This window comes from Roseobacter sp. N2S (assembly GCF_031454055.1).
In the GTDB taxonomy this organism is placed as follows: domain Bacteria; phylum Pseudomonadota; class Alphaproteobacteria; order Rhodobacterales; family Rhodobacteraceae; genus Amylibacter.
This window is the reverse complement of the sequence record NZ_JAVDQB010000004.1, coordinates 343,181-369,719: the sequence shown is the minus strand read 5'-3', so window position 1 is coordinate 369,719 and position 26,539 is coordinate 343,181. Positions and strand designations below refer to the sequence as shown.

21 protein-coding genes and 2 pseudogenes are annotated in these 26,539 nt (G+C 55.6%); 3 read left to right on the top strand and 20 right to left on the bottom strand.

What is annotated here, in order from left to right; translation table 11 throughout:
- Positions 1-218 precede the first annotated feature (218 nt).
- Both GGE09_RS12845 and GGE09_RS12840 read left to right on the top strand, forming a co-directional pair.
- Positions 219-1,278, top strand: a pseudogene (locus GGE09_RS12845) (Mu transposase domain-containing protein).
- Positions 1,279-1,462: 184 nt separating this feature from the next.
- Positions 1,463-1,863, top strand: a pseudogene (locus GGE09_RS12840) (transposase); the annotation flags it as partial.
- Positions 1,864-2,007: 144 nt separating this feature from the next.
- On the opposite strand, the gene GGE09_RS12835 reads toward GGE09_RS12840, so the two are convergent.
- Positions 2,008-3,168, bottom strand: a complete 1,161-nt coding sequence (locus GGE09_RS12835; protein ID WP_309746533.1) for an integrase arm-type DNA-binding domain-containing protein — start codon at positions 3,166-3,168, stop codon at positions 2,008-2,010.
- Positions 3,169-3,525: 357 nt separating this feature from the next.
- On the opposite strand from GGE09_RS12835, the gene GGE09_RS12830 reads away from it, so the two are divergent.
- A complete protein-coding gene (locus tag GGE09_RS12830; RefSeq protein ID WP_309746532.1) occupies positions 3,526-3,678 on the top strand; it encodes a hypothetical protein in 153 nt (50 codons plus the stop codon).
- Between the two features lie 27 nt (positions 3,679-3,705).
- Here the strand turns inward: GGE09_RS12830 and GGE09_RS12825 are convergent, their stop codons facing one another.
- The 19 genes from GGE09_RS12825 to GGE09_RS12735 form a co-directional block, all read right to left on the bottom strand.
- Positions 3,706-4,929 (bottom strand): MFS transporter, encoded by a 1,224-nt coding sequence (locus GGE09_RS12825; protein ID WP_309746531.1) that lies wholly within the window; start codon positions 4,927-4,929, stop codon positions 3,706-3,708.
- 76 nt (positions 4,930-5,005) lie between these two features.
- A complete protein-coding gene (locus GGE09_RS12820) occupies positions 5,006-5,749 on the bottom strand; it encodes an SDR family NAD(P)-dependent oxidoreductase (RefSeq protein ID WP_309746530.1) in 744 nt (247 codons plus the stop codon).
- Positions 5,746-6,774 carry an oligopeptide/dipeptide ABC transporter ATP-binding protein gene (locus GGE09_RS12815; protein WP_309746529.1) on the bottom strand — a complete coding sequence of 343 codons (1,029 nt, stop codon included), beginning with the start codon at positions 6,772-6,774 and terminating at the stop codon, positions 5,746-5,748. Before GGE09_RS12815 ends, GGE09_RS12820 begins: the two co-directional genes overlap by 4 nt.
- Positions 6,771-7,841, bottom strand: coding sequence for an ABC transporter ATP-binding protein (locus tag GGE09_RS12810; RefSeq protein ID WP_309746528.1), 1,071 nt, complete (start codon positions 7,839-7,841; stop codon positions 6,771-6,773). The genes GGE09_RS12815 and GGE09_RS12810 overlap by 4 nt, the downstream gene beginning before the upstream one ends.
- On the bottom strand, positions 7,838-8,680 hold the full coding sequence (locus tag GGE09_RS12805) for an ABC transporter permease (protein ID WP_309746527.1): 843 nt from the start codon (positions 8,678-8,680) through the stop codon (positions 7,838-7,840). Before GGE09_RS12805 ends, GGE09_RS12810 begins: the two co-directional genes overlap by 4 nt.
- Positions 8,677-9,681, bottom strand: a complete 1,005-nt coding sequence (locus GGE09_RS12800; RefSeq protein WP_309746526.1) for an ABC transporter permease — start codon at positions 9,679-9,681, stop codon at positions 8,677-8,679. Before GGE09_RS12800 ends, GGE09_RS12805 begins: the two co-directional genes overlap by 4 nt.
- 94 nt (positions 9,682-9,775) lie before the next feature.
- Positions 9,776-11,329: an ABC transporter substrate-binding protein gene (locus tag GGE09_RS12795; protein WP_309746525.1), complete on the bottom strand. Its 1,554-nt coding sequence runs from the start codon at positions 11,327-11,329 to the stop codon at positions 9,776-9,778.
- Positions 11,330-11,442: 113 nt separating this feature from the next.
- Positions 11,443-12,333 (bottom strand): polysaccharide deacetylase, encoded by an 891-nt coding sequence (locus tag GGE09_RS12790; RefSeq protein ID WP_309746524.1) that lies wholly within the window; start codon positions 12,331-12,333, stop codon positions 11,443-11,445.
- 9 nt (positions 12,334-12,342) lie between these two features.
- Entirely contained in the window at positions 12,343-13,092 is a 750-nt protein-coding gene (locus tag GGE09_RS12785; RefSeq protein WP_309746523.1) for an SDR family NAD(P)-dependent oxidoreductase, read from the bottom strand.
- On the bottom strand, positions 13,089-15,101 hold the full coding sequence (locus GGE09_RS12780; RefSeq protein WP_309746522.1) for a hydantoinase B/oxoprolinase family protein: 2,013 nt from the start codon (positions 15,099-15,101) through the stop codon (positions 13,089-13,091). Before GGE09_RS12780 ends, GGE09_RS12785 begins: the two co-directional genes overlap by 4 nt.
- Complete coding sequence (locus GGE09_RS12775) at positions 15,091-17,148, bottom strand: hydantoinase/oxoprolinase family protein (protein ID WP_309746521.1); 2,058 nt, start codon at positions 17,146-17,148, stop codon at positions 15,091-15,093. Before GGE09_RS12775 ends, GGE09_RS12780 begins: the two co-directional genes overlap by 11 nt.
- The gene (locus GGE09_RS12770) at positions 17,148-17,975 is read right to left on the bottom strand and encodes an IclR family transcriptional regulator (RefSeq protein WP_309746520.1); all 828 of its coding nucleotides are present in this window, start codon (positions 17,973-17,975) and stop codon (positions 17,148-17,150) included. The genes GGE09_RS12775 and GGE09_RS12770 overlap by 1 nt, the downstream gene beginning before the upstream one ends.
- Before the next feature lie 365 nt (positions 17,976-18,340).
- The gene (locus GGE09_RS12765) at positions 18,341-19,804 is read right to left on the bottom strand and encodes a hypothetical protein (protein ID WP_309746519.1); all 1,464 of its coding nucleotides are present in this window, start codon (positions 19,802-19,804) and stop codon (positions 18,341-18,343) included.
- A gap of 186 nt (positions 19,805-19,990) precedes the next feature.
- Positions 19,991-20,437, bottom strand: a complete 447-nt coding sequence (gene aroQ / locus GGE09_RS12760; protein WP_309746518.1) for a type II 3-dehydroquinate dehydratase — start codon at positions 20,435-20,437, stop codon at positions 19,991-19,993.
- 152 nt (positions 20,438-20,589) lie between these two features.
- Complete coding sequence (locus tag GGE09_RS12755) at positions 20,590-21,351, bottom strand: OmpA family protein (protein ID WP_309746517.1); 762 nt, start codon at positions 21,349-21,351, stop codon at positions 20,590-20,592.
- A 136-nt stretch (positions 21,352-21,487) separates the two neighbouring features.
- On the bottom strand, positions 21,488-23,734 hold the full coding sequence (locus tag GGE09_RS12750; protein ID WP_309746516.1) for a serine/threonine-protein kinase: 2,247 nt from the start codon (positions 23,732-23,734) through the stop codon (positions 21,488-21,490).
- A 62-nt stretch (positions 23,735-23,796) separates the two neighbouring features.
- Complete coding sequence (locus GGE09_RS12745) at positions 23,797-24,255, bottom strand: hypothetical protein (protein ID WP_309746515.1); 459 nt, start codon at positions 24,253-24,255, stop codon at positions 23,797-23,799.
- A 1-nt stretch (position 24,256) separates the two neighbouring features.
- Positions 24,257-24,976: a hypothetical protein gene (locus tag GGE09_RS12740; RefSeq protein WP_309746514.1), complete on the bottom strand. Its 720-nt coding sequence runs from the start codon at positions 24,974-24,976 to the stop codon at positions 24,257-24,259.
- Complete coding sequence (locus GGE09_RS12735; protein ID WP_309746513.1) at positions 24,946-26,532, bottom strand: caspase family protein; 1,587 nt, start codon at positions 26,530-26,532, stop codon at positions 24,946-24,948. The genes GGE09_RS12740 and GGE09_RS12735 overlap by 31 nt, the downstream gene beginning before the upstream one ends.
- Between the last annotated feature and the right edge of the window lie 7 nt (positions 26,533-26,539).

Sequence of the window (26,539 nt, the reverse complement as noted above, 5' to 3'; positions counted from 1 at the left end):
CGCTTGAAATCTTCACTGAAATTTGGCTTCCCCATAACGGCCTCCTTGCCTCAAAATTAGGGAAGAAAGCGTCTACAATACTAGGGGCTATTCAATTTGCTCTGCCCCCAACTGTAAAACGGGGAGCAATAATGGGCCACAGAAGCGGCTGCGTATCGCAGTTGTAGCGGAGTAAAATTCCGCCAGTTTGTGTCCTTCGTTTATTCGGAGGGCGGGAGATGTATTCTGTGGATATTTATAATCGTGTGCGTCGTGCTTGCTTGAAGGACGGCATGTCTGCTCGAGAAGCTGCACGTCATTTCAACAAGGATCGTAAAACGATAGCGAAGATGCTGCGGCATGAATTACCACCAGGATATCGCCGGTCAGAAGCACCACGTCGTCCAACCCTTGATGATTATGTCGGTGTCATTGATGAGATACTACGAACGGACAAATCCGTAATCAAAAAGCAGCGTCACACAACCAGCGCGAGGAAACGATAAAGGCAACGTTGAGGGCATGGTTGGATATACGCGCCGCAACTTCATGGTGCCCGCGCCGCGTTACGAACGCTTTGACGATTTAAGTGCGCATCTGGAACAGAGATGTTTAGCACGTCAGGGGGAAAAATTGCGTGGTCACAGCCAAACCATAGGTCAACGTTTGGCCTCCGATACTGAGGTTTTGATGGGATTGCCTGTCGCAGAGTATGAGGCTTGCGACCATGTCAGTACGCGGGCCACATCAATCTCGATGGTGCGCTATCGCGGCAACGATTATTCTGTCCCCGTGGCTTATGCCCACCATGATGTCCACATGCGTGGGTTTGTACATGAGGTTATTATTGGCTGTGGCAATGAGGTGATTGCGCGGCATCAGCGGTCCTATGCCAAAGCGGATATGATCTTTGATCTGCTCCACTTCCTGCCTTTGATTGAGCAGAAGGTTGGCGCCTTAGATCAAGCCGCCCCTTTGCAGGGGTGGGATCTACCGGATGTCTTCGCCACCCTACATCGACTGCTTGAAGCCAGAATGGGTAAGCCGGGCAAGCGGGAATATGTTCAAGTCCTACGCCTGCTGGAAACCTTTGAGATGGATGTTGTGCAGGGTGCGATCCAGCATGCTATTGATCTGGGCGCGATTGGTTACGACGCCGTAAAACATCTTGTGCTGTGCCGTGTTGAGACGCGGCCACCGCGATTGGATTTGGACTTCTATCCATACTTGCCAAAGGCAAATGTAGGTACGACACATCCAGCCAGCTACATGAGCCTTATGGGAGGAACCGCGGCATGACCGAAGCCCCTCAAATCCTTCTGCAACATCACCTCAAAAAGTTGCGCCTGCCAACGTTCCAAGGATAGTACGCTAATCCGTTGTGTTAAACGATACATTGCACGTGAGATCTTCAACGTCATCGCCCGCCGCCACAAACAAATCAATCAGGTTCAGATCGCCGCTTGACACTTAGAAGGGCGTCCAAGGCAGCCAGTTCACGTCATTCGCATGGACCGATCGATTACGGCGCGCAAACGTGCGCATCTCGATGCCTCTCAGTGATTGCATGCAATCACTTGCCGGTAATACATGGCAAAGGCCGGTTCATGGACAACATATTAGTCGAACATATTAGTCGAACGGCTGTGGCGGTCTCTGAAATACGAATGCGTCTATCTGCATGCTTGGGAGACCGGATCAGAAGCAAACGCTGGCGTCAGAAAGTGGATCGAGTTCTACAATCACAAGCGTCCGCATTCTGCACTTGGCGGCCGACCACCTGCCGTGGTCTATTGGCAGAGAAACGAAACAACCAACCTCGATCAGCAGGTGCAAAAAAGTAGCTTAATTTTTGCCAGATCCTGTCCAACTAATGGGGAGTAGTTCAATGCCACGATCGACTATGAAAGCGAACTTGGCGTTGGCACGATCTTTTTGGTTAATTTTTCCACGTCCGTCTTTTCGGAACAGCCAAATTGATAGAATTTTCTTATTCATTGTGACGCGGATAGGGAGCACCTTAGCGGATTACTTTCCGGTTACATAGCCTGACCAAGTTTCCATAAGAATGCGGCGACGGTCTAATAGGTCGGACCGTGCATAAGATCGCTCCACTTTTTCTCCTACAACATGCCCCAATGCAGTTTCCGCCACCTCGAACGTTGCAGCGTCAGTGTCCTGCACCCACGTCCTAAAGCTACTGCGAAGCCCGTGCGGCGTGCCGGCACCATCAATGTTACGGAAGACATTTTCCATTCCTTGATCGGATACAGGGCGGCCGCGAACGCTGGGGAAAATGAAATCGTTCTCGGCATATTTGGACGCTTCGGCGACAATTGCCATTGCCTCGGAAGATAATGGAACACGAAACTCGCGTTCTTGAGATATTTTAGCTTTTATACGTTCGGCAGGGATGGTCCACAAATCGCCTTCGATTTCTGAATATCGGGCCTGTCTGGCTGCGCCAATACGAACACAGGTCAGCGTTAGGAACCGCAGCGCCCAATGGATCGAGCTTTTTTTGTTAAACTGGGCATATAGGGCAGGGACATCCTGCCAGGCACAGGATGGGTGGTTTTGCGTCACATGATAGACTTCACCCAACATATATTTCGCGGCGTCTACAATGAACGGGTCGCAATCCATTCCCATCAAACGCGCGGATTTGAACACTTTTCCTAGGCGTTGAATCGCTTTTTCGGCTGTGGGGTGTTTGGTTTTCCATATCGGCGAGAGTGCATTCCGTATATCTGTCTGGTGTATCTTGGAAATTGGGATGTGTCCGATCTTTGGCAAAACGTGAAGATCGAGAGGGGATAGCCAACGCCCAGAAGTTCCTTCTCCGCGTAGTCCAGCTTTGATTGCCTCAAATACAGTCGCGGTGACTTCTGTCAAAGTGGGATCAGCTTTGTTCTGTTCCCGTCTTGCTTCTTCTCTCTGGCGCTCGCGCTCTGCAATAGGATCTGATCCGTCCAAAACATAGGCTTCCCACCTGTCGCGTTTTCTGCGAGCGTCTGAGAGGCTGACAGTCGCCAAGGCGCCAAGGCCCATATCGCGCCGCCGCCCATTCAGAGAGAAGCGGTAGATCCACTTGTCCCGGACAAGATAAAGCCCACCGCCATCTGAAATGGTGTCGAGCACGGGCTTTTTAGTTTGCAGGGTTGTGAGTTTGTTTCGTTGTCTGGCCATTTCCTCAGCCCATCAATTGGCCCATCAATTTTGTCGCGCTTGGGTGCGTTCTGGTGCGTCTGTATGATGCGATGGGGCGGTTCAAGTCCCTTGTATTACTAGTACATTTGCACCTGAATGCAATGCCATGAAGCATGGTGTTGGCGTTTCTCGGCCGCACCAAAGGTTTCTTGTTTCTGTTGTTTTACGGGTTTGCTTGCAGAGCTTTGAAACTTTTCCACCGTTCGGTTCCAATTTTGCCTTGAAGCCTGCGAAATGTGGTAAACGGGTGGTATCGCTGGTGTTGATCGTCGGAATTTGACACTTGGGGTGAAAATGCGTCACCAGACATTAGCCCGATTTTTAGAAAGTACCAAAATGACCGATAAAAAAGACGAAAAAACACCGCCAAAGAAAACGATGAAGCAGCTTCTCGAAGAAAAGGCACAGCGCCAGCCGCATTATTTGTCTTTAAAAAACAAAGCAAAAGCACATAAGGGTAGCAATAAAGCCCATCGGCCGGTTATCTGATCGCCTTAGGATTGGCGGCCCGCTACATCAGGCTGAATGCCGTCTTGCGCCAAATGTCAGGGCGGCCCCCGCTGCGGCAGGGGCAAGCCCGGCTAGGATTAGTCCCGTGGCATAGCCGCCCGTCAGCGTGACCAAAGCCTGCATCAAGAGCGGGCATAAAACATAGCCGCCAAACAAGACAAAGGTTCCGCCTGCCGTGATTTCGCCGACGCGGCCTTCGGGGGCGGTTTCTGCAAGGCCGGTCAGGAAAACGCCGTTCCACGAAACAACTGTGATGCCTGCAAGGGCTGAAAGTATGACGACCCAAACGGTAGAGGATGTAGGTCCGATTGTGGTGAGCAACAGCATGGTTAGGCCAGAGGCGAAACACAGTCCTGCAAGGGCGCGAATGGGGTCTGCGATCCGGTCGGACAGCCAGCCCATCACCACGCGGCCCCCCACGCCCAAAGCTTGCAGCACCGCAAAAGCCGCGCCGCTTGCCACAAGCGACCAGCCTGCGTGATCTGACAGGAAGACCGGGAAAAACCCCATAATCACCCCCTGCGCAATGCCAAGGCAAAATCCCGCCGCAGTGATCAACCGCAACTGGCGCGAACGTAGCAGCAGGCCCATCAATCGTACTGGCGCGAGCAGCATGTGGCGAAATGAAATGGCAGGGCGGGCAGTGGGTGCATCCTCGACCGTTCCTTTCCAAAAACCTAGTGCCGCGGCGGCGGCCAGTGCAAGGAGGGCGGCGGTGGTCAGGGCCGCGCCGACACCGCCAAAATGGGCGGCAATGGCGGGTAGTACCAATCCAGCGGCAAGCCCGCCCAAGGGAACGCCGGCTTGTTTGATAGAGAAGATCGTTGCCCGCCTGCGTTTTGGGGTTACGCGCATCAACAGATCCGATCCCGCAGGGGCCGAAGGGCCATAACCAAGCCCGATCACAAATGCCGCCAGCAACAATCCCTGCCAATGGCCCGCCGCACAGAACAGCATGGCGGCAGCGCTTAGCGCACAGCCCAACTGCAACTGGCGGATTGATGGCAAGCGCGCCAATAACGCAGGCCCCCAGAGGAAAAACAACATAGAGCCAAGGCTGGTGGCAGAAGACAGTTGGCCAACGGCTTCAGGTTCCATTCCGGTGGATTGTGTCAGGGGCATACCAAACAGGGGCAGGGTGCGGCTCATCAGTGCCAAAACCGCTTGGACCAGCGTTATTGTGATCACCAAGGGCACCCAAGCGGGGGCAGATTGTTTGCGGGCTTCCATCAGGGGGCAAGCCTTTGCACGGGGCAGTTGTTTTGCAACATCTTGGCCTTTGACGATTGAAAAGTCGCCGCCAGCTTTAGCTGATCCATTGCAGGCCGTCGATCTTGACGTCCTGTCCTGTGACGAAGCACGGTTCGGACAAGGCAAGGAAGGCCACCACTTGGGCCACATCTGCGGGGGTTCCGGTGCGGCCCAGACTGATGCCACGCACCAGTTCATCTTTGCGTGCGCGGATCATATCGTTGGAACTTTCGGTTTCGATCACCCCCGGACAGACCGCATTGACCAGCACATGAGGGGCCATTTCTTTGGCCAACGCCTTGGTCATGCCCAACAAGCCAGCTTTTGCAGTGGTGTATGAAAATTTTGAAATCGCACTGGTCACGCCGCCGCTATGGGCATTAAGCGAAGACATCATCACGATGCGTCCTTGTTTGGCTTTCATCATGCCCGGGGCCACGGCATGGGTCCAGTTAAACGCGCCTTTCAAATTGATGGCGATGGTGCGGTCAAACGAGTCTTCGGTGATTTCCGTGATGCCATTGGTGTTGGATTTGCCTGCGTTGTTCACAAGCACTGCAACGGGGCCGGTTTCGGCTTCGACTTCGGCAACAATGTCATGGGCGCGGGCAAAATCGGCCACATCCGCCACAAAGGTGCGGCAGGTTGCGCCCATATCCTCAATCTCGGCTTTGGTGCGGGCCAGATCGGCGGGGATAAGGTCTACAAGGACGATATCGCAGCCTTGACGGCAAAGCTCATGGGCGCAGCCACGGCCAATGCCGCGTCCGCCGCCTGTGATGATGGCTGTTTTTTTCATGCTGTTTGTCTTTTCTTGGCAGTTGGAGGAGAGAGTTCGCCTGCAAAATGGCAGGCAACAGTTTGATCGCCGATTGTTTTGTCTGCGGGATCTTGTTGGCGGCAGAGGGGCTGCACGTGGGGGCAACGGCCCTGAAACCGACAGCCCTGCGGCAGTTTAGAGGCATCGGCAGGTTCCCCTTCGAGCCAGAAGTTTTCGGTCACCCGTGGCCCGTTGATCCGTGGGATCGCAGCCAGAAGCGACTGGGTATAAGGGTGCTTGGGGGAGTCCATCAGAGTTTCGACAGGACCGACCTCTACGATACGCCCAAGATACATCACGGCGACCCGATGGCACACCAGGCGCACCACAGACAGGTCGTGGGAGATAAAGATATAGGTCAGGTCAAACGTATCGCGCAGATCATGAAACAGGCGCAGAACGGTGGCTTGGACCGATACGTCCAACCCCGCTGTTGGTTCATCAAGGATGATAACTTCTGGGTTCAGCATCAAGATGCGGGCAAGACCCACCCGTCGCTGTTGCCCGCCCGAAATTTCATGGGGAAACAACTCGGTATGGCCCGCAGGTAAGCCCACAGATGTCAGGATTTCGCGGACTTTTTCAAGGCGCTCCGCCCGTGGCAGGTCGGTGTGGATGATCAGCGGCTCTTCTAGGGATTTGCCGATTTTCCAGCGCGGATCAAGCGAGGCACCGGGATCTTGATAGGCGTATTGCAAGGTGCGGCGCAATTCACGGGCCTCACGCGGGGTGCGGCCTGCGATTTGCTGGCCTTTGAACAAAATCGACCCGTCATTGGGGGCCTGAATGCCCATCAGGGTCTTGCCCAAGGTGGATTTCCCACAGCCGCTTTCCCCGACAAGGCCGAGGATTTCCCCTTGCGCAAGGTCAAAGCTGACATGATCCAGCGCTTTGATTTCCCCAAGGTTGCGTCCGAAGGCACCACGGATCGGAAACCGCACAGACAGGTCACTTACGGTAAGGAGCGGGGCGTCAAGGGTGGGGGGGACAGGTATGTCAGTCATCCGCGTGACTCCTTTAATACGGCCGCTGGTATTTCAGTTGCAGGTGTCGTGCTTTCCAGCGGGTGGAAACAGCGCACGATATGGTTCGGGCTGGCAAGATTGCTGGGCGGGCGCATCTGGCAGGCCTCGGTTGCGCGGTCGCATCGGGTCTGGAAGCGGCATCCCGAAGGGGGCGCATAAAAACTGGGCAGTTCCCCAGGTATGCCCATCATCCCGCCATTTCCTTCAGGCCGCGATGCCAGCAGTTTAGACGTGTAAGGATGGGAGGGACGGTTGAAAAATTCATCAACCGGCGCGACTTCAACGTCCTGACCTGCGTACATCACGGTGATCCGGTCGCAAATTTCATAGGCTGAGCCCAAGTCGTGGGTTGTCAGCATCACCGCCACGCCGCGATCGGTGGCAAGCCCGCGCAACAACCCGAGGATTTGCGCCTGAATTGTCACATCCAACGCCGTGGTGGGTTCGTCCGCGATGATCAGGTCGGGTTCTGGTAACAGTGCCATAGCGATCATCAGGCGTTGCCGCTGACCGCCCGAAACCTCATGGGGGTATTTCTTGAGCAGTTGATCAGGGCGGGGCAATTGAACCAGCGACAGCATTTCAAGGATCTTCTCTCGGTCGATCTTGCGCCGCGCGCGGGGATAGGGGTGCAGCAGCGAGGGCCAGCGCGATTGCCCAAGCGGGCGGCGCGGGGATTTCCATTTCATCAAATCCTCGATCTGCTGACCGATGGTAAATACCGGATTAAGCGAGGTGAACGGGTCTTGCGGAATGAATGTCACCCGTCGGCCCCGAATGGATTCCTGTTGGGCGTGACAGGCGGGATCGACCATGTCGACCCCGTCAAAGGTGATCGCGCCGGATTTGATTTCCAATGCACTGCGCGGCAAGACTCCAAGGATCGCGCTGGCCAGCGTGGTCTTGCCACAGCCGCTTTCCCCCACAAGCCCCATGATTTCGCCGCGGTTCATTTCCAGATTGGCCCCGTCCAGAATATGAGCAAAACTGCCGCCATTGTGAAATCCCAATGATATGGCATCGACTGTCAAAAGTGGGTCGTTCATCTGCTGCCCTTTCTAAGTTTCGGGTCCAGAATATCGCGCAGCCCGTCGCCCAACAGGTTGAACCCCATGACCACAAGGAAGATCGCAAGGCCGGGTGCTGCGGCGTACCACCATGCTTCGGGCAGGTATTCCCGTGCTTCGGAAATGGTGCGGCCCCATTCAGGCGTTGGCGGTGGTGCGCCCAAGCCCAGAAAACCAAGTGCTGCGGCGGTCAGAATGGTTGCCCCCATCCCGATGGACGTGCGCACGATGATCGCCGAGGCGGTATTGGGCAGGATATGCAAAACCATGACCCGGTAATCCGAGGCACCCAGCGCTTTGGCGGCTTCGACAAAGGTTTGTTTTTTCAGGGTGTTGGTTTCCGCATAAACCAACCGTGCCCAAAAGGGCCAATAGGTCAAAGACAGTGCAAGGATGACATTTTCCACTGACGGCCCAAGGGTTTGCGCGATGGCAATGGCCAGTACAATCTGGGGCACGGCCAGAAAAACATCCGAGGTGCGCATCAGAAAACCGCCGCCAAAACCCCCGTAATAGCCTGCTACCAAGCCGATTGGCACACCGATGACGACGGATACACCCACCGCGATTACGGCGATGGAAATAGTGATCCGCGCGCCAAACAAGATACGCGAGAACACATCAGATCCCATGCGGTCAGTGCCAAACAGATGCTCGGCCGAGGGCGGTTGCAGTCGTTCGCTCAGGTGGAATGCCGTTACATCTTCGGGGTAGGGCGCGATCCAAGGGGCAAGGATTGCGATCAGCACAAGCCCAAGGATAATCGCCGCCCCAAGGCTGGCAGCTCGGTCGGATAAAAGTTGTTTCAGCACGTTCATTGGATTGTCCTTGGGTCGATGAAGGTGTGAATAATATCGACAAGCAGGTTCACTCCGATGAACACCACGCCGACGACGATAGAAAAACCAAGAATTGCTTTTGTGTCGGATTGCAGGATCGACTGCACCGCATAGGTGCCAAGGCCGGGCCAGTCGAACACAGCTTCCACCACAACAGCACCGGAAAACAGCGCGCCAAAGATCAGGCCGATCTGGGTGACTGTTGAAATAAGCGCGTTGCGCAGCACGTATTTCCAGATGATCAGCGGCGTAGGAAACCCCATGGCGCGCTCGTAAAGTACAAAGTTGGAATTGATCACTTCCAGAACGCCCGCGCGGGTAAATCGCACTAGCGTGGCGGCCGCAGGCAGCGCCAATGTTGTTGCGGGCAGCAGCATGTGGACGATAGTATCCCAAAGCGACTCCCAATCGCCGGCAAGGATTGAATCGATCACGTAAAAGCCGGTGATTTCGTCCGGCCCCCAGCCGCCGATCCGCCCGTTCAACGGGGTCCAGCCAAGTTTCGTGGAAAAATACATCTGCAATTCCATTGCCAGCCAGAAACTGGCCACTGCCAGCCCCGAGACTGAAAGAACCCGCAGGGTTTGATCCACGAAAGAGTTTCGTTTCACTGCCGATATCACCCCAAAAGGGACCCCGATACCGATGGATATGATCATTGCGGCAAAGGTCAGTTCCAGAGTGGCAGGTAGACGGTGTAACAGGTCGTCGGAAATAGCGCGCTGGGTGTAAAGGCTTTTGCCCAAATCTCCGGTCGCCAAATCGGCGATATAGCGGGTGAACTGTACATAAAGCGGTTGATCCAGCCCCATTTCAACCCGCAGCGCCTGAACCTGAACCTCGGTCGCATTTTCCCCTGCAACGATCCGCGCAGGGTCTGTCGGGATGACATTGGAAATAAAGAAGACAACAAAGACGAGACCGAAAAGCGTGGGTATGAACCAGACAAGGCGGGACAGGATGATTTCCAGTCGGCGCATAAGGGGACCTCCATTTGGTCGGGTGGTCTAAAGAAGAGGGAGGAGACGCTGCCGCAAACGGGTGGATCGCGGCAGCGTCAGGAGGTAATTGGCGTTAATTTTCGAGGTAGGCCCAGCGCATGTCTTGCCCGTTGCCGACAGGACAGAAACGGACGTTTTTCACATTAGACGCATAGGGGCCAAACCATTTGGTATTGTAAATCCAGATGCCAGCGGCGTCATCGTAGATTTCTTTGGTGGCCTCTTTATACAGCTTTTCCCGCGCATCCTGATCGGTGATCACCAATGCTTCTTCCAACAGGGCATCAACTTCGTTGTTCATATAGGAAGACACGTTACGGGTCGGGGCATAGCGTTTGGCATAAAGTTCGCCGACCCAGTTGTTGGGATCCACATAATAGGTGGATTTCCAATATGGCACCATGTCTGGCATGGTTTCGGGGTTCTGCATGTTGGATGAAATCACCGGCCACGGAGAGCTTTCGATTTCCACGTTGATCCCCAGTTGGGCCAACCCGTTTTGCATCAGGGCTGCGGTTTGCTCGGTCTCGGAAAAACCGGCCAATGTACCGATCTTGAGCGTGCGGATTTCATCGCCATGCTCTGCCTTATAGGCATCAAGGTATTCCTTGGCTTTCACAAGGTCGTAGGTATAGCCTGGTACATCAGGTGCGCCCCAAAGATTGCCCGGAACGATGGTGGGATTGCGTGCGACCGTGCCTTGCATGATTTCGTTGATATATCCGTCATAATCAAAGGCATGAACCATAGCCATGCGGAAGTTTTTATCATCCAGCGGCGCACGTCCGTTGTGCATCGCAATGTGATAAACGCGCATGGATTCCTGTTCGTTGATCTGCACATCTTCGTCGCTGCGCAAACGTTCTACCTGATCCGGTGCAAGATAGCCGTCAAGCCCTTGGTAATCGCCGCGCATCAAGCCTTGGATACGGGTGTTGGTTTCCAGAACCGTGCGGAATTCGATCTCGTCGAAGTATTTTTCACCCCAGCCGGCAAAATGCTCGGCGTAGCGTTCGCCCACAAAGCCACGGGCAGGGTCATAGCGTTTCAGGGTATAAGACCCTGTGCCAGCAATATGGTCGATCATATATTTCTGACCCATGTCGCCATCAACTTCGTTTTCCTGCACGACTTTGGAATTCACGATCAGAATATTAGGCACCAATGATGCAAAAATGGCCGAAGGTTCTTTTAGCGTGAAGGCAACTGTTTTGTCGTCCAGCGCCACAGTCTGGCCCGGATCAATCATTGGCAACAACAACGAACCTGCGCCCCGTTTCAGAGCCAAAAGCCGTTCCGTTGAATAGACCACATCCTGCGCGGTCATCAGACTGCCATCGTGAAAGGTGACATCGTCGCGCAGGTTAAAGGTCCATGTCAGACCGTCTTCGGAAACGGTGTGATCCTTGGCTAGCCAGGGGATCAGCTTTGGCGGGTTATCCACCCAGCGGTACAACCCGTCGTAAAAGTTCAAACGGGTGGCCACGCGGGCCACGTCAAATACGGTGTGGGGATCAAGGGTATCATACCCTGAGTTATTGGCATGGACGTAACGGTCCTGTGCAACCCCAAGTGTCGGGCTTGCCAGCGCAAGCGCTGAACATAGTGCTAATATGGTCGGTTTCATGGCTTATCCTCTCTGTTGTAAACAATGATTGTTAGGTGTTTTTTAGTGTTTTTGGCGGCACCGGAAGTTCCGGTGCAACAGGGGCCCTTGCTGTGGACCATTTGGGAAACGGGTTAGGTGTTGGCCTTCACCCACTCCACAATCTCGGCATGGGTGGCGAACCAAACGTCGCCTTTGTCTTTGGCCAACCGAACGATGTCTTCAAAGATCCAGATCCGAGAGCGGTAGCCCGTCACATGAGGATGCATTGTCAGTTGGAACAGCCCGCCTTCGTCATAGGCGGCCTCAAATTCGCGGCGGAACACGTCAAAAACAGCCTCTGGCGGAGTATAAGGGCGCAGGGCAGAGAAGCGGTTCATATTGAAATAGACCGCATCATCGCGGATCCATTCCACAGGCAGTTCGATCACACCCGTGTCCACGCCGTCCAATAACAGGTGATAACAATCCACGTCGCCCATCAGGGAACTGTCATAAATCAGCCCCATATCGCGGGTAATTTCCAAGGTGGATTGGGAAAAGTCCCAAGACGGCGTGCGGATGCCAACGGGGCGCTTGCCCGAGATTTTTTCCAACATATCAGCGGATCGCATTTGCAGATCCCGCTCTACATCGGCTGGCAGAACAGAATTTCGTTCGTGTATCCAGCCGTGGATGCCGACCTCATGGCCCTCGGCGACAAACATACGGGTTTCGTCAGGGTATAGCTGGGCGACCACGGCGGGCACATAAAAGCTGGCTTTAATGTCATGGCGGCGGATGACGTCCATCACCCGCGGAATGCCCTGACGGTTGCCATATTGGCCACGGCTCATGGCGCTGATGGATTCACCGCCATCGCGCAATTCGTTGGTTTCATGGTCCACATCAAAGGATACAGCCACCGCACAGCGCGCACCGTTAGGCCATGCTGTCGGTTTCAAGGTCTGGCCAGCGCGAACGCGGTCCACTTTGCCGCGCCATGTTTCTTCGGGCCATTCCCAAGGGTTATCGGATTTCGTCATGTCATGCTCCTAGGGGAAAGGGTGTCCGGTGACGGGCAAAACCTGCCCGGTGATAAGCCCCGCCCGATCAGAGGCGAGAAAGGCGCAGGCGGCGGCAATGTCGCTGGGGTCGCCGAGCCGCCGCATGGCGATGTTTGACAACATGCGTTTCTGGCCTTCGGCGCCGTAGCCCGCCCATTGGCGTTCATAATCAGGCGAGGTGCGCAAGAACCCCGGCGCCACGGAATTGACGGTGATGCCAAAGGGGCCAAGTTCCAAAGACATCTGGCGGGTCAAGCCGATCAGCCCGTGTTTGGCAGAGCAATAAGACTGGATACCCGTCAGACTGGGTTTCAGCCCCGCACCCGAAGAAATCGTGATGATCCGCCCCGATCCCCGTGCCTTCATTGCGGGGATCACTGCACGCATGGTGTGCAGAACGGACATGACGTTGCCATCGTAAATCGAAAGCCATTCTGCGTCGGTGACTTCGTCCAAAGGTTTGGCCGATTGCCCCCGCACACCACCTGCGGCGGTGATAACTATGTCAGGGGCAAGATTGGCAAACCGCTCTTTCACTGCGGAAAAATCCCCCAGATCAATCACTTCGGTCTGTAGGCCTGCGTGTGTTTTGGCCAGTGCAGCCAATTCATCCCCAAGGATGTCTGCCGCGATCACGGTGGCACCTGCCGCCATGAATTCGGCGGTAATGGCGGCCCCGATACCCCGCGCAGCGCCGGTGACCAGCACGGTTTGGCCTGTGTAATCAAAGCTGATCATTCTGCGGCCTCCTGTAATGTCATGGAACTGGCAAGACCGGGAACGCGGGTTTTGACTGCTTCGATTGCCGCCCAAACTTCGGTCCCATCGCCGCGCCGTTCTGCGGCGGGCAGGACTGCGATCCGTTCAAACACCGCATGTTTGACAAAATGCCGCCAGTGGACAGGCATCAAGGTCAGGGCTTGTGTCAGGGCTGCGTAATTTGCATCTGTCCAGATCGCTTCAAAGTCGCGGCGGTTGGCGTTATAGCTGTAGGTTTCAGCGGGCGGGGCCACATATGCGCCGCGCAGTTCCGCAGTCGCTGCGCCGTCCAGAACGCCCTCCTGATCTACTACAACGCCGTAGTTCTTCCGCGCTGCATTTGGCGTGACCGCGCCGCGCAACACATCTCGCACCACCAGATCAACAGGCCGCGCGAACGGGTCTCCGAACCCTGCGCCGCCGCCAGATGTCAGGTTAAAAACATCGCCAGGCCCGAGCGGAACAACATCGGTGTTGCCAAGGTCGATCCGCCCGCCATCCGGTGTGATATGGGTGAAACGGGACGGCGCACCCGGCTCTCCGCCCGCGCCGCCCCATGCCGCAAAGATTGACCGGTCGCGGTTGCGTGCGGTGATTACGGTGTCAGGGGTGAACACCTCGACTTCCAGTTCCGTGGCCATGCCGCCCCGCGCCGTACCCGCACCCCCTGAATCAGGGACCAACCCGTAGCGGCGGAATTTTATCGGCACTTCGACTTCGTTAATTTCAACAGGTGTGTTTTTCAGGAAAGCCGAATTTGCGCCCGACCCATCCGTGCCGTCGCCTTTGGCCGACCCACCAGCCCCCCCCGTTACAGGGTCGATGGAGGCCATAGACAGTTTGCCCGAGCGCGCATCAAAGGTTTTGACGTTGACGATACCACCACCGCCCGCCGCCCCAACGGGCAGGCGATCAGGTGCGGCTGCATGAAACGCGCCCATCACAACCCCTTGCAACCGCCCGCAAGTCAGGGACCGCATGCCAACGGCGGCAGGGTGTTGCGGGTTTAGCACGGTGCCTTCAGGCACAATGCAGGTGGCCGCCCGCAGGATGCCGCCGTTCAGCGGGATCGAAGGGTCTAGGGTATACAGGCAGTAATTCAGCCCGACCATCAGCAGAATATGGCGCGGATTGCCCCCCGTGGGCATGTTCAGCGCAGATTTCAGCTGTGGATCAGATCCGGTGAAATCCATCACCACACTGTCGCCGCGGATTTTGAGGGTCAGTTCTAGCCGCACCGGCACACCGTTCGGGCCGTCTTCGTCCAGATAATCCACAAAGCGGAAATCGCCGTCGGACAGGTTGGAAATCACCGCGCGGGCGCGGGATTCAGCCACGTCCAGCAGGTCTTCGATGCCGTTTTTCACCACATCCACGCCGAATTTGCGGATCATATCGTGCATTTTGGCTTCACCAGTGTTCACCGCAGCGATTTGCGCGTTTAAATCCCCGCGGTTCTGATCCGGCATGCGCACATTCAGGGTCATCGTGTCCACAAGCTGCTGGTTCATCACGCCGCCGCTGACCAGTTTGGTCGGGGCGAAACGAATACCTTCTTGGTGGATTTCCGTATTGGCCCGCGACAGGGATGCGGGAACCGCGCCGCCCATATCGGTGTTGTGGATGTGGCCAACTGCAAAGGCGACGATCTCGCCTTCCCAGAAAATCGGCTTCCAGATGTGCATGTCGGGCGTATGCGAACAGACAAACCCCGAGTAAGGATCATTGGTAACGCAAATATCGCCTTCTTCGTAGTCGCCGATCATTTCGATCGCGCCTTTGTAATCCAGCCCGATGAACCAAGTGGCCCCCAGATCGCGGGGCGATGCAAAGGTCATGCCTGACGGAGTGGTCAGACCTGTGGTGAAATCTTCGGTTTCTTTGACAAAAGTGGAATGTGCGGTGCGAAACAGGGTGTAGGCCATGCTTTCGGCCACGGCCTGCGCGTGGTTTTCAAGCACCTTAAGCGTGACAGGATCAGTGCGCATTTTGGGTCTCCGTAAGCGTGAGGATCAGGTTGCCATATGCGTCCACTGTGCCTGCGAAACCTGCGGGAACGATGGTCGTTGTGTCGTCTTGGGCGATGACACAGGGGCTGGTGAAATTCGCACCAGGGGGCAAATCTGCGCGGTTGTACAAGGCGACCTCGCAAGGGGCGCCATCCACAAAGGCACGCATGGTGTTTGCGGCCACCACCGCATGGGGCTGAACTGTGCCTTTGGGCAGGGTTGGTTTGGCGGAATGGCCCGTCACCACAAGGTTGATCGCAATGATCTGGATCGGTGCGTCAGTGTCTGCGTGACCATAAAGACGGCGGTGTTCGGCGTGAAAGGCCTCGGCAATCGGGGTGATGTCACGGGATTTCAGCGCGGCGGGATCAATCGGTACTTCAATTTCAAAACTCTGGCCGCGATAACGCATTTCGCCAGCGGCATGAAAGACGGGCGTGCCTTCATACTGCTGATCTTCGACCATCCAGCGGCGGGCTTTTTCGCTAAGGCGGGCCACGGTGTCGGCCATACGCGGCGCATTTGACGGGTGCAGATCGTAGTAAGCGGTTTGTGTGAAATCATTGCGCACATCGGCGGTTAACCCGCCAAGTGCAGACAATACCCCAGGGGAGGAGGGCACAATCACCCGTTTCATCCCAAGATCACGGGCCAGAAAACACGCCATCATCGGGCCACCGCCGCCAAAGGCCAACAGGCTGAAATCCTGCACATCAATGCCGCGGCGGGAACACAGTTTGGTCACCTCGCGGAACATGCCAGACACGGCAATGCCGATGATGCCTTCGGCCGTTGCTTCTAGGGTTGAACCTAATTTGTCAGCAAGGGGCTGGATCACGGAAACGGCTTTTTCGCGGTCCACTGAAACCATACCATAGCCAAGGGCGGACAGATCCAGCAGGCCCAGTGTGACAAAGGCATCGGTGATCGTTGCTTCGGTGCCGCCCCGCCCATAGGCTGCAGGGCCGGGGGTGGATCCTGCGCTGTCAGGGCCAACTGTCAGCAACCCCGCCGCGTCAATCCGTGCAATGGAACCGCCGCCTTCGCCGATGGAAGTGACGGAAACAGTTGGCACATAGATCGGGAAATCGCCAACGACTTCGTTCATGCCATAGCCGGGCTGCCCCTCGGTGATGATCGCCACATCTGCAGAGGTGCCGCCAATATCAAGGCTGAGGACTTTGTCCTCTCCGGCTGCTCGGGCCACAAAGGCCGCCCCCATCACACCGGCGGCGGTGCCGGATAGAAGCATTTCAACACAGGCGGTTTTGCCGATTTCCACCGACATAATGCCGCCGTTGGATTTGGTGATCATCGGTTCGGGGGCCACGCCGATGCCTTTTAACGCATCTTGCAATGCGCCTAGATATTCAGACACTCGGGGCTGTACATAACCGTGGATCACCGCTGTCGATGACCGCTCATATTCACGAATGATCGGGCGCACTTCGTGCGAGCAAAACACATGCATCTCGGGTGCAATGTCTGCGATCAATTGTTTGGCCAGTTGTTCATGGGCAGGGTTGCGATAGGAATGAAGGAAGGAAATCACGATCCCTTCGGCGCCACGGCCCTGCGCGGCGGCAACGGCGGCTTTCAGGCTTTCGGGGTCAAGCGGGCTGTCAACCGATCCATCTGCCAGCATCCGTTCCGCCACGCCAAAGACCAGATCACGGGTGACAAGCGGTTCGGGGCGGGCGGATAACAGGTGATATGGGTCCGGCATTTTCAGCCGCGCCAGTTCCAGCACATCGCAGAAATTTTCGGTGGTAAACATGGCAAGGCGGATACCTTTGCGCATAATAATCGCGTTGATTCCAACCGTGGTGCCATGGGTGAAATAGGAAATATCCGAAGGCGTAATGCCAAAGCGATCTTCCAATGCTTTCAAGCCGTTAATGACCTCTTGGCCGGGCTGGTCAGGGGTGGTTAGAACCTTGACGGTGCCCATCTGCCCCGCAGTTTCGTCGAATGCACAAAAATCGGCAAAAGTGCCTCCGATGTCTACGCCTACGCGGTATGCCATTACGAATTTCCTTGAGTGTTTTGCGCAGGTGCGCCAGTTTTTTGCTGGTTTGCAATTTGGGTTTCAGGGGTGCGATAGCCCAATCGCTGGCTGATGCGTTCAGCGCCTTCAAGAACGGTCGCCAGCATGTCATCCTTGCGCAATTGATAGCGTGCGGTGACAGTTGCGATGTCTAGAACGGCCACAACTTCACCTGCACCGTTGCGGATCGGGGCCGCGATCCCGGCACCACCGGTTGCGTATTCATCAACGATTGTCCCAAAGCCATCTGCGCGAATTTTATCAAGCGCTGCGCGGATTTCAGCCTCGGTGGTCGGTGTCTTGTCGTTGAAGGCTTTCAGTTCGGTTTTGGCGAAATAGGCGTCTACTTTTTCAGGGGATTGCCATGCTAGCAACACCCGCCCCATCACAGTGCCATACCCGGGCAGTGAACTTTGTTCCGAGGCATCATAGCGGATCGGCTGGCGGCTGACTGACTTTGCGATCAGTCGGGCGTTTTGCTGTTCTGTGCGCACACAGACAAAAACGGTTTCATCCAGCCTGTCGCGGATTTCTTCGACGATGGGGGCAGAAATGGATGTCAGGAAACCTTCAAAGCCGCCAACCCAGCCAAAGCCCTGACGAAAGTTTTCGATAAGCGTGTAGCGATCGGCACTGTCTTTGGACACATATCCCCGCACAACGAGCGTGGTGATCAACCCGTAGGCACTGGATTTCGGAATGCCCATAATCGTGACAATTTCGTTCAGTCGCATCGGCTCTGTTCTGCTGGAAAGCAGTTCAAGGACATCAAGGACCCGTGCAGCGGACTTTACAGTATTGTTCATATATGTGAACCTTGTTCTCTTATATGCCCAGTAGAGTGAAGAAAATATTCACATGTCAACACTGGGTTTTTGAGGGAGGGGCAGATTTGGAGTCCGCAAACTTACAGCGCGTAAGGCCGTAGCCAGACTGATTTCATATTTTGATCAGGAGTTTGGCTGTATGAATTACGTAGTTGAAACAACGTGTTAGCTTGCTATTACGATGCCGGTCGCAAAATCAGGAACTGGCTGCAAAAGCCATGGCTGCCATAGCCTTAGAGGGCGGGAATATTTTTGTTTTGTTTCAAAAATTGGTCGGGCGACGCGTTTCTGTCGTGCCAAAAGACTCGAATCAATTCTGTCTGAATTGGCTAAGCCGACAGGCCTTAGGCGTCTGGGATCACAGCGCCAGTGGCGACTTCGCCTTCAAACGGAATATCGGATAAATGGGCGCAGTTGCGTTCAAGCAACAACCTGTTGGGGTGATCTTCGGTGCGTAATTCGGGCGAAATTTGCATCGCCAAATGGATCAACCGACGGCAGGAAAACGGGTTAATAAAGAAACTCTGCGTTTGGCCAAAGTGCCGAATGCCAAGGGTGTTGGGCAACAAATGTTCGCAAAATGCCAAGTCCAATTGCCGCTTTCGTGCATTTTCAGGAATTGTGTCGGCCCAAGCCTCGTATTCAGGTGCATATTTGGCTAACTCGGCATCCGTGCCCTTGCCAATAAGCAATCGCCGCACCCCGAAGGCTGTGTTGACCTCTCCATCGCGCCAGATTGTGCCATTGTTCCATTGATTGGCGCGCAGCAGCTCCATCGCGTTGCCACGCAGGACCAAGTTGCCAGGCGGCAGTGCCATATGGCTGGCGAGCAGTTTTAGCGGCGCGCCGCCATCCGCATATCCGGTGTTTCGAAAATACCGCAGCCTTTGGGGGCGCGTTGGTTTCACGTTGGGAAGATCAAGGAAGGGAACATCAATCCGCTTTGCGATTGCGGCGCCGATTTCAGTGTCGATCCGTGACATCTTGTGAAATTTAACAGCAAATCCCGCCACCAATGACTGTGCCGCAGGACCAAGCACGCCCGTCAGGTTTCTGGAATCCCGCCCGCCTGAAATCGGCAGTAAACAGGATGTATTTGTTACAAAGGCGCGCATGATAGACGTTAGCCGTTCGGAAATCGCATCCACTTGCTTTCCCAAGTCAGTGTCATCAATTGCGAAATCTGTATCTTGGCGGGGCCAGTGCCGTGTCAGCTTCCAGCTTGTCAGGTCAAGATAGTGGTTTGGCAACATCCTCTGGATCCGCGAATCCGCCGTATGACCCAGTGAAAAATGGACCTGCCCATCCAGCACACCTTGGCGCTCGAAATCTTCGTTCCATTCCAATTGGCGGGTAAGCGCCAACAAAACGGATGACGCCACGGTGCCTGTTTCCCGATCCCAAACAACCGAGAAATCCCCGATAGGATCCTGATACAACCTTGGCTCATTGTCATTCAAAAGGATGACGGCATAACGCCCGGCCAAGGCCTCAACCCATGCCTCGACAGCCTGCGATCTGTTTTCGGTCACGTTAGACACGGGAACGGTAACAGGGTCGCTAAGGTATTGGCCGTCACCGTCCACGGCCTCTCCGAGCAGCCAGCCGAGCGGGTAACCTTGGGTGTCAAAAAGACGTTTCGTGCGGGCATCAGGCGCGCGCCACAGGTTCAATCCGCCCAGTTCGAAATAATCCCAGCCCGGTAAATCAAGCGTATTGTCATAGGAAAGAACGAACTGCTCGGGATATTCAAATTCGAAGTTCAACCCGATCTGGTTCGTTATTCTAACAGCTTCAATTTGGGGCATTTTATAATTCTGACGGATTTATTTAATTTGAGCGTATGTATGGGCGATCAAGTCGATTGAATACAATTGCTTTCTAAGAAACTTACCAGATGTGGCGCGATCTGGTGACAGGTTTGCGGGGCACCGTTGGTCTGCGCGCTTTTGCGTGTTCCTGACTGAATGCGGCATTCTGTCGATCCGCAGTTGCTAGGCTGACTGGCCCAGCAGGGTGCCCATCCGGTGCATACACAGGTAATAGCCTTGAACCCCCATGCCGATAATCGCTGAATCTGCCCGTTTTGACACAAAAGATGTGTGGCGGAATGCCTCGCGGTGGTGGATGTTGGAAATGTGGATTTCCAGCACCGGCCCGTCAAAGGTGTTCAGCGCATCCAGAATAGCCACCGAGGTGTGGGTATATGCGGCTGGATTGATGATAATACCCGCCGATGTTTCACGGCATTTCTGGATCATATCAACCAGAACGCCTTCGTGGTTTGATTGCAGCAGTTCGGATCGCAAACCGTATTCCTGTGCCACTTTTGCGCAGCCCGCTTCCACATCTGACAATGTGTCATGGCCGTAGATTTCGGGTTGGCGCTGGCCCAGAAGGTTCAGGTTGGGGCCGTTCAGCACAGTGATCAGTTTGCTCATTGGGTTTGGTCCGTTTGTCGTAAACTAAAGTCAGGTTTATCCGCAGTCATAAACATATTTGGACGCAGCGCAAAGCATCCTTCAACAAAACGTGGTTCAACGCAAAACGGCCGCAGGGGATGCTGCAGCCGCGTGTATTTTTTCTAGTTGGGTTAGCTTAGGACCTGAACCTCGACCCGACGGTTTTCGGGGGATTGGGGATCTTTTGGCAATTTCAGATGCCCTTCACCCGCGCCAACGGCTTTCAGGCGGGCACCGTCGATGCCACAGGAACTGGTCATGTAGCGCACAACTTCATCCGCGCGGGCTTGGGACAAGCGTTGGTTGTAGCTGGCTTTGCCCTTGGCGTCGGTGTGGCCGATGATCTGATAAGTCCCTTCGCCAGTGTCGGATTTGATCGCGGCGCACAGAGCTGTGAGCTGGGTTTTCGATTTCGGCTGCAACAAGGCGCTGTCGAAATCGAAATAGATGGTCAGGTCGATGGTCATCGGCATTGCGGGCTGTTCAGGCGGTGTGGCAGGGGCTGTCGCCAAGGTTGGCATGGTTTCATTGCCCTGTGTGGCTGTGACAGATGGCGCGCTTTGTGTGCTGGTGGCATCTTGCGTCGCATTTAGTTGCAAGCCTGATGATCCATTGTCACTGCTGCTGGCTTGTAAAGTAAGTCCAGTGGAACTGACCGACGGGGCAGTGCTGCCTGCGCTTTCGTCAACTGGTGCCACAGGTGCCATTGTGACAGCCGTTTCCTCGCCAGTTTCACCGGCAGGTTTTGACGCCTCTACAAAGCCAAGCGTGCGGCTGCGCTGCGCCTGAAGCCGTTGCAGGATGTCTTCGGCAGTCATTTCATCAGCCTGCACAGATGGTGCCAATAAGGCCAATAAGGTAACGAGTGAGGCAGTTGTTTTGTAAAAAGTCATCGGACGGCTCCCATAAAGGGGTGAATTGAAAATTTAAGGGGGTGTTTCCCTATTTCTAGCTGATTTAGCAGGAAAAGGGAAAACACAATGTTGAAAAAATCACTCTTTGCAAAGATCGCAACGGTTCGGTTGCGGATTATTCCAGCGTCATCAGATCGCGATAATTGACCAATGCGCCTTGGGCGGGCAGGCCCGCCAGACGCCCGTTCAACGCCTCGATAAAGGCACTGCTGCTTTCGGCGCGGGGGCGCGTTTGATCAAACAGCGGCGCATCAGTCACAACCGCCAGCAGAATATTCGCGCCAAGGGGTTCGACCACCTTAAAGCCTAGCTGCTCGATCGAAGCTTGATCCACAGGAAAGGCCACACGCACGCTGCGGGTGTCTCCATCAACACTGCCGATTTTTTGCAGATCGTTTTCCTTGCGTGCCTGATGGGGCAGCAGGTGAAACACCTGTTCGCCCAAATCCACAAAGGCCACATTCAAAAAGCCGGTGCGGTCTTTGGGCAGTTGAATATCAATCACCGGGTTTTCGCCGATGCGGAAAATATCCCCGTCAACCGCATCCGGTTTGGTGCCATAGCTATAGGCGATTTTCAGATCGGGTGACATTTGCGCTGGCAGCAGTTTCAACACAGAACAAACGCTAGTGTTCAGCACTTCGATATCAGAACTCACATCCCGCCCCGGCGCATTTTGCGAAAGATAGGCTTGCAACCGCGTCATATCGGCGGCCACCGCCAGTTTGCCAGACACCGCCAGCGTATCCGTTGCGCCGATCATCCCATCCGTGCCGCCCGTCAGGGTCAGCGGGCCACAGGACGACACGCCTTGTAATCCGGCATTCAGTTCGTCGAATTTTACCGAAGGAACGTCCACTTCGATGCGGTCTACGATAGTCAGATTTGTGCCTTCAATCGCGCCGCGTGTGGCGTTCAAAAGAGCGGTTTTTTCCAACTCGTTCTGGGCTTTGGCGATCAGGATCAGGTCCATGCCATTGGCTGAAACGGTCCAAGCATCCAATTGGCCAAACAAAAGCGCCACATTGACGATTGTTTCGTTCCACCCGTCAAAAGGTTCACCCTGCGCGGGGGTGATGTCGGTCAGCACCGCAAAGGCGTTCAGGCCTTCTTCCAATTGGGTGGTGACGGTGGGGACCGTGTCTTCAGAGGGCAGATTGCCCAGCACCCGCAGCGGATCATCCCGCGAGATGCGTTCAATGGTCAGCACAAACGGATCGGCAAGGGGCAGGGCGTCAGCCACAACAGGGGTTTGCCCCGTGGTCGGGTTGCTACCCGTGCCATCTGTAACGGCGATTGGGGTATCCGGGGCGGGGTCGGTTGGGGATAAAATCCCGCTGAACCAGCCCCCGGCGCCAAGGGCCACCAGAACCACGGCCACACTGGCATATAGCCCTGTGCGAGATTTTTTAGCGGGGGGCGCATCGGCTTTGGATGTGGCGATGGCCGCTTTGCCAGTAGACGGACCAGGGGCTGCACGCTGCGCGCCGGAGGACACAATCACAGTCTTTTCATCAGCTTGCGGCGCACCGCTTTTCAGAAAGATCAAAGCACTTTCAGCAGATTGCAGGCGGTTTGCCGGATCAGGTTCCACAAGGCGCGACACAAGGTCGGCCAGCGGGCCGGACATATCGGAAATATCAGGTTTCACCGCCTTGGCGCTGATGATCTGCATCAGGGACGACCCCGCATTAGGCGATTGCCCGCGATAGGCGCCCATCAAGGTCATGCCAAGGGAATAAAGATCGGAACGCGCGTCGCTGCGGCCTTCCATCTGTTCCGGAGAGGCATATTGGTATTTGCCCGCAAACCCGCCGCCCACAACGGTTTTTGCGCCTTCATTCACATCCTTGGCGATGCCGAAGTCGATCAATGTGGCCTGCGCCGGATCCCCGCCGCGCAACAGGATATTGTCTGGCGAAAGATCGCGGTGAAAAGCGTTTTTTTCGTGGGCCGCTTTCAGCCCCTGCAACACCCGTTCCGCCACATGCAGCAGGGTTGCCTCGTCCAGCGGGCCTTTGTCTTTCATTTCATCCGCCAGCGACTGGCCTTCGATGAATTCCATCACAATGAACAGAAATCCGCCGTGTGAATCGCTTTCGAGCAGATCGTAATAGCGCACCACAGATGGGTCCACGACTTCGTGCAGGACAGATGCCTCGCGCTTCATCAGGTTGATGAATTGCTCGTCCTGCGCAAACTCGGCCTTCAGGATTTTCACCGCAATTTCACGGCCCGACACGCGATTGGTGGCGCGGTAAACTTCGCCCGTGCCGCCCGAGGCGATCATGTCGGAAATCACATAGGTATTGTTCAGCACATCGCCCGTGGACAGGATGCCAGTTTCTGAGGAGTCGCTCACGGGGTAGGCCTTTTGATGGGAAAATCAGTACGTGTTGATAAGTTACTTAGCGCATGAAGGGTTCACCCTGCAAGTTTCGCCAGTGATTCCGCCAGTTTGCGGGTGTTGGCGATGGTTTTTTGCAGGTTTGCCAGCCGTTCGGCATCTGTTTGCCCACCTGGATTGGCGTTCAGGGCGGTTGTGATCTGGGCTTGGGTGGCGGGATCAATGTTGCTGGTGCCGATGCGGATTTTTGACACCACAATATCCTGTTGCAAACGGGCCAGTGCGTTTTGATGGGCCGAAACCTGACGGCCCAGCGAATTGCGTTCTGCCAACAGGCGTTGCTGGCGCTGTTGCAGGGCCGTGACTTTCTCTTCGCGGGTGGCGATCCGTGCGTCATAGGTGCCGTCGGACACATTTTCGATGCCATTGAAAAATCCGCCATAAGCCGGATCATCCAGATTGCCACGCTGCGCACAAGCCGTGGTCAGCAAAAGTGCGCACAAAAGGGCAGGGCGGGTCAGGGAACGGTTGGTCATATCAGATCTCCGTAACCAAAGTTGTGGCGATGGATCGCATGGCGGCAATCCGATCGGCCAATGCGTTGTAGCGGTCATTTGCAGGGGCGGCGGCAGCGACAGTGGCGGCGGTCTGGCCGTCAACGGCCAATAAGGATCGTGCCTCGCCAAAGACATTCTGGCGTTGGACAGCGGCCTCGATTGCTTTGTTCATCACCGCCAGATTGCCAGAGGCTTGTTCTTGGGCCTGTCGCACCGCCAAACCGTTGCCCGATGCGCGGGCGGCGGCAAGGCGGGCCTGTTGCTGGCCCAAAACCGCGCGCATGGTGGCGATGGCGCTTTCCAGATCACGGTTGTTGGCATCAAGATCGGCGGCCAATTGGTTCAACTGGGCCTCGCGGTTGGCGAAACCTTCTTGCAGGCCGCGCACATAAGCCCCGGATGCAGCCCCGATGAACCGCCCCAAACGGGCCCCCGCAAAGGCGCCTTGCATGCCGCCTGTCAGACCGCCAATCAGCGCCCCAACGGTAAAGCCCGCCATGCCGCCTTCACCGACAGTGGCTTGCAAAGCCTCGGCTTTATGGCGCAGGGCTTTTTCCTCAACCGTTTCGGGTTGCCAGCTGAATGCCTTTTGGCCCGCAACCGGATCGCCGGAATTCACCGCACAGGCGGGCAGCATCAGCACCACAGCAGGGGCCAGTGCGGCTGCGATCAGCTTTGTGGCAGAAAGTCGGAAAGCCATTGGTAGGATCCTTGGGTTTCGGCATCGGCTGCCTGATTTACATGTTTAAGGAACAGTTTTGCGCGACTGGCCAGTTTTTCATCGTCCACGGGGGCGGATCGGGTGGCGGCAATGCCAATGGTGCGTTCCACCATATAATCCGAGAAATTGGCATTGGCCTGCGTCATCAGATCCTCATAATAGCCCCGTTCCTGATCCAGTTGGGACAGAACCTCGGTTTGGGCCCGTTCAATGGCGGCAATATCGGTGCGGGCCTGTTCCAGAATCGGCTTGGCACTTTCATCGCCAGCGGCCACTTCTTCAAGTTCGGCATAGGCATCGCGGGCCACAACAAGGGTTTGGTCGATGCTGGACAGGGCCGCGATATCCACCTGAATTTGTTTGCCCACATTGCCCCCCAAATACAGCAACAAACGGGACGCATCGGCGAACAGGTTATCCTCGGTCAGAGCGGCGTTTTTACCAAGTGACGCGCGATAGGCAGCGGCGGCAGCTTCGAGTTCTTCGATATCAAGGGCACTGCGGCTTTTCGGGGCAAAGCCCAAAATGCTAAGCGCGGCAGAAACGCGGCTGGTATCACGGGTCACATCCAGCTTTGCAACCTGCAACGGAGTGTCGGTTTCGGGTAGGTTGGCGGAATAGCTAAGCCGCGCGATCCGCTGTGTGGCGAAATCCTTGAACATGCCGTTTGGAAAAGCGTCCAGATAGCCCTGATAGGCTTGCGGCGTTGTTTCGCTGCTGACTGCGCGCCACATTTCAATATCGCGGGCAATCATGGCCTCGCGCCCGCCTGAATCCAGTGAGGGGTTCATGGCGTGTTCACCAATCAGACTTTCCTCAACCCAAGGCACCTGTGCGCCGCGGGTGCGCAACACCACGTCTTGTCGCACCCGCCCGAACATCAAGCGCACATCAAGGCCGGGTTCGCTGATGTGTTTCAGCAGGGCGGTGGTGAAAATGGAATTATTGCCTGTGCCTTCAAAGGCCACGTTGCCGGGATCGGTGGCATAGGCCACCAACAGGCCCGTGGCGGATTTAGCTCGTGCCAGACCGACGGCTTTACCACTTGGGTCCAGTGTCACGGCCAGCGGATTATCACGACAGGCATCAAGGATCACGATTCCCGCGTTGGGTTTGGCGCGGGCAAAAGCTTCGCGGACGCGGCCAAGGGTTAGGGATGATTTTTTGACGGCTTCGGATGTGGCACCTTGAAAATCTGTGGCCAGCAGAAAGTTTTCCCCCCCCGCCTGACTGCCGTGGCCTGCGTAAAAGAAGAGGCCCAGATCTGCGCCTTTAAGCTGGCTTTCAAAAGCGTTCAGCGCGCGGTCCATGTCGTCACTCGAAGCATCCTGCGCGGTGATCACAACAAACCCCAAAGCGCCAAGCTTTTTCGACATGGCAGCCACATCATTGGCGGGGTTTTTCAGGGATAATGCGGAATTGTCATAGCGGCTGTTGCCGATTAACAGGGCAACACGATCCGCCGCCCAACTGGCCTGCGCCATCACAAATAGCAAAAGCGTCAAAAGGCCGGATCGTGAAAGCATGGTTTTCATCTTAATC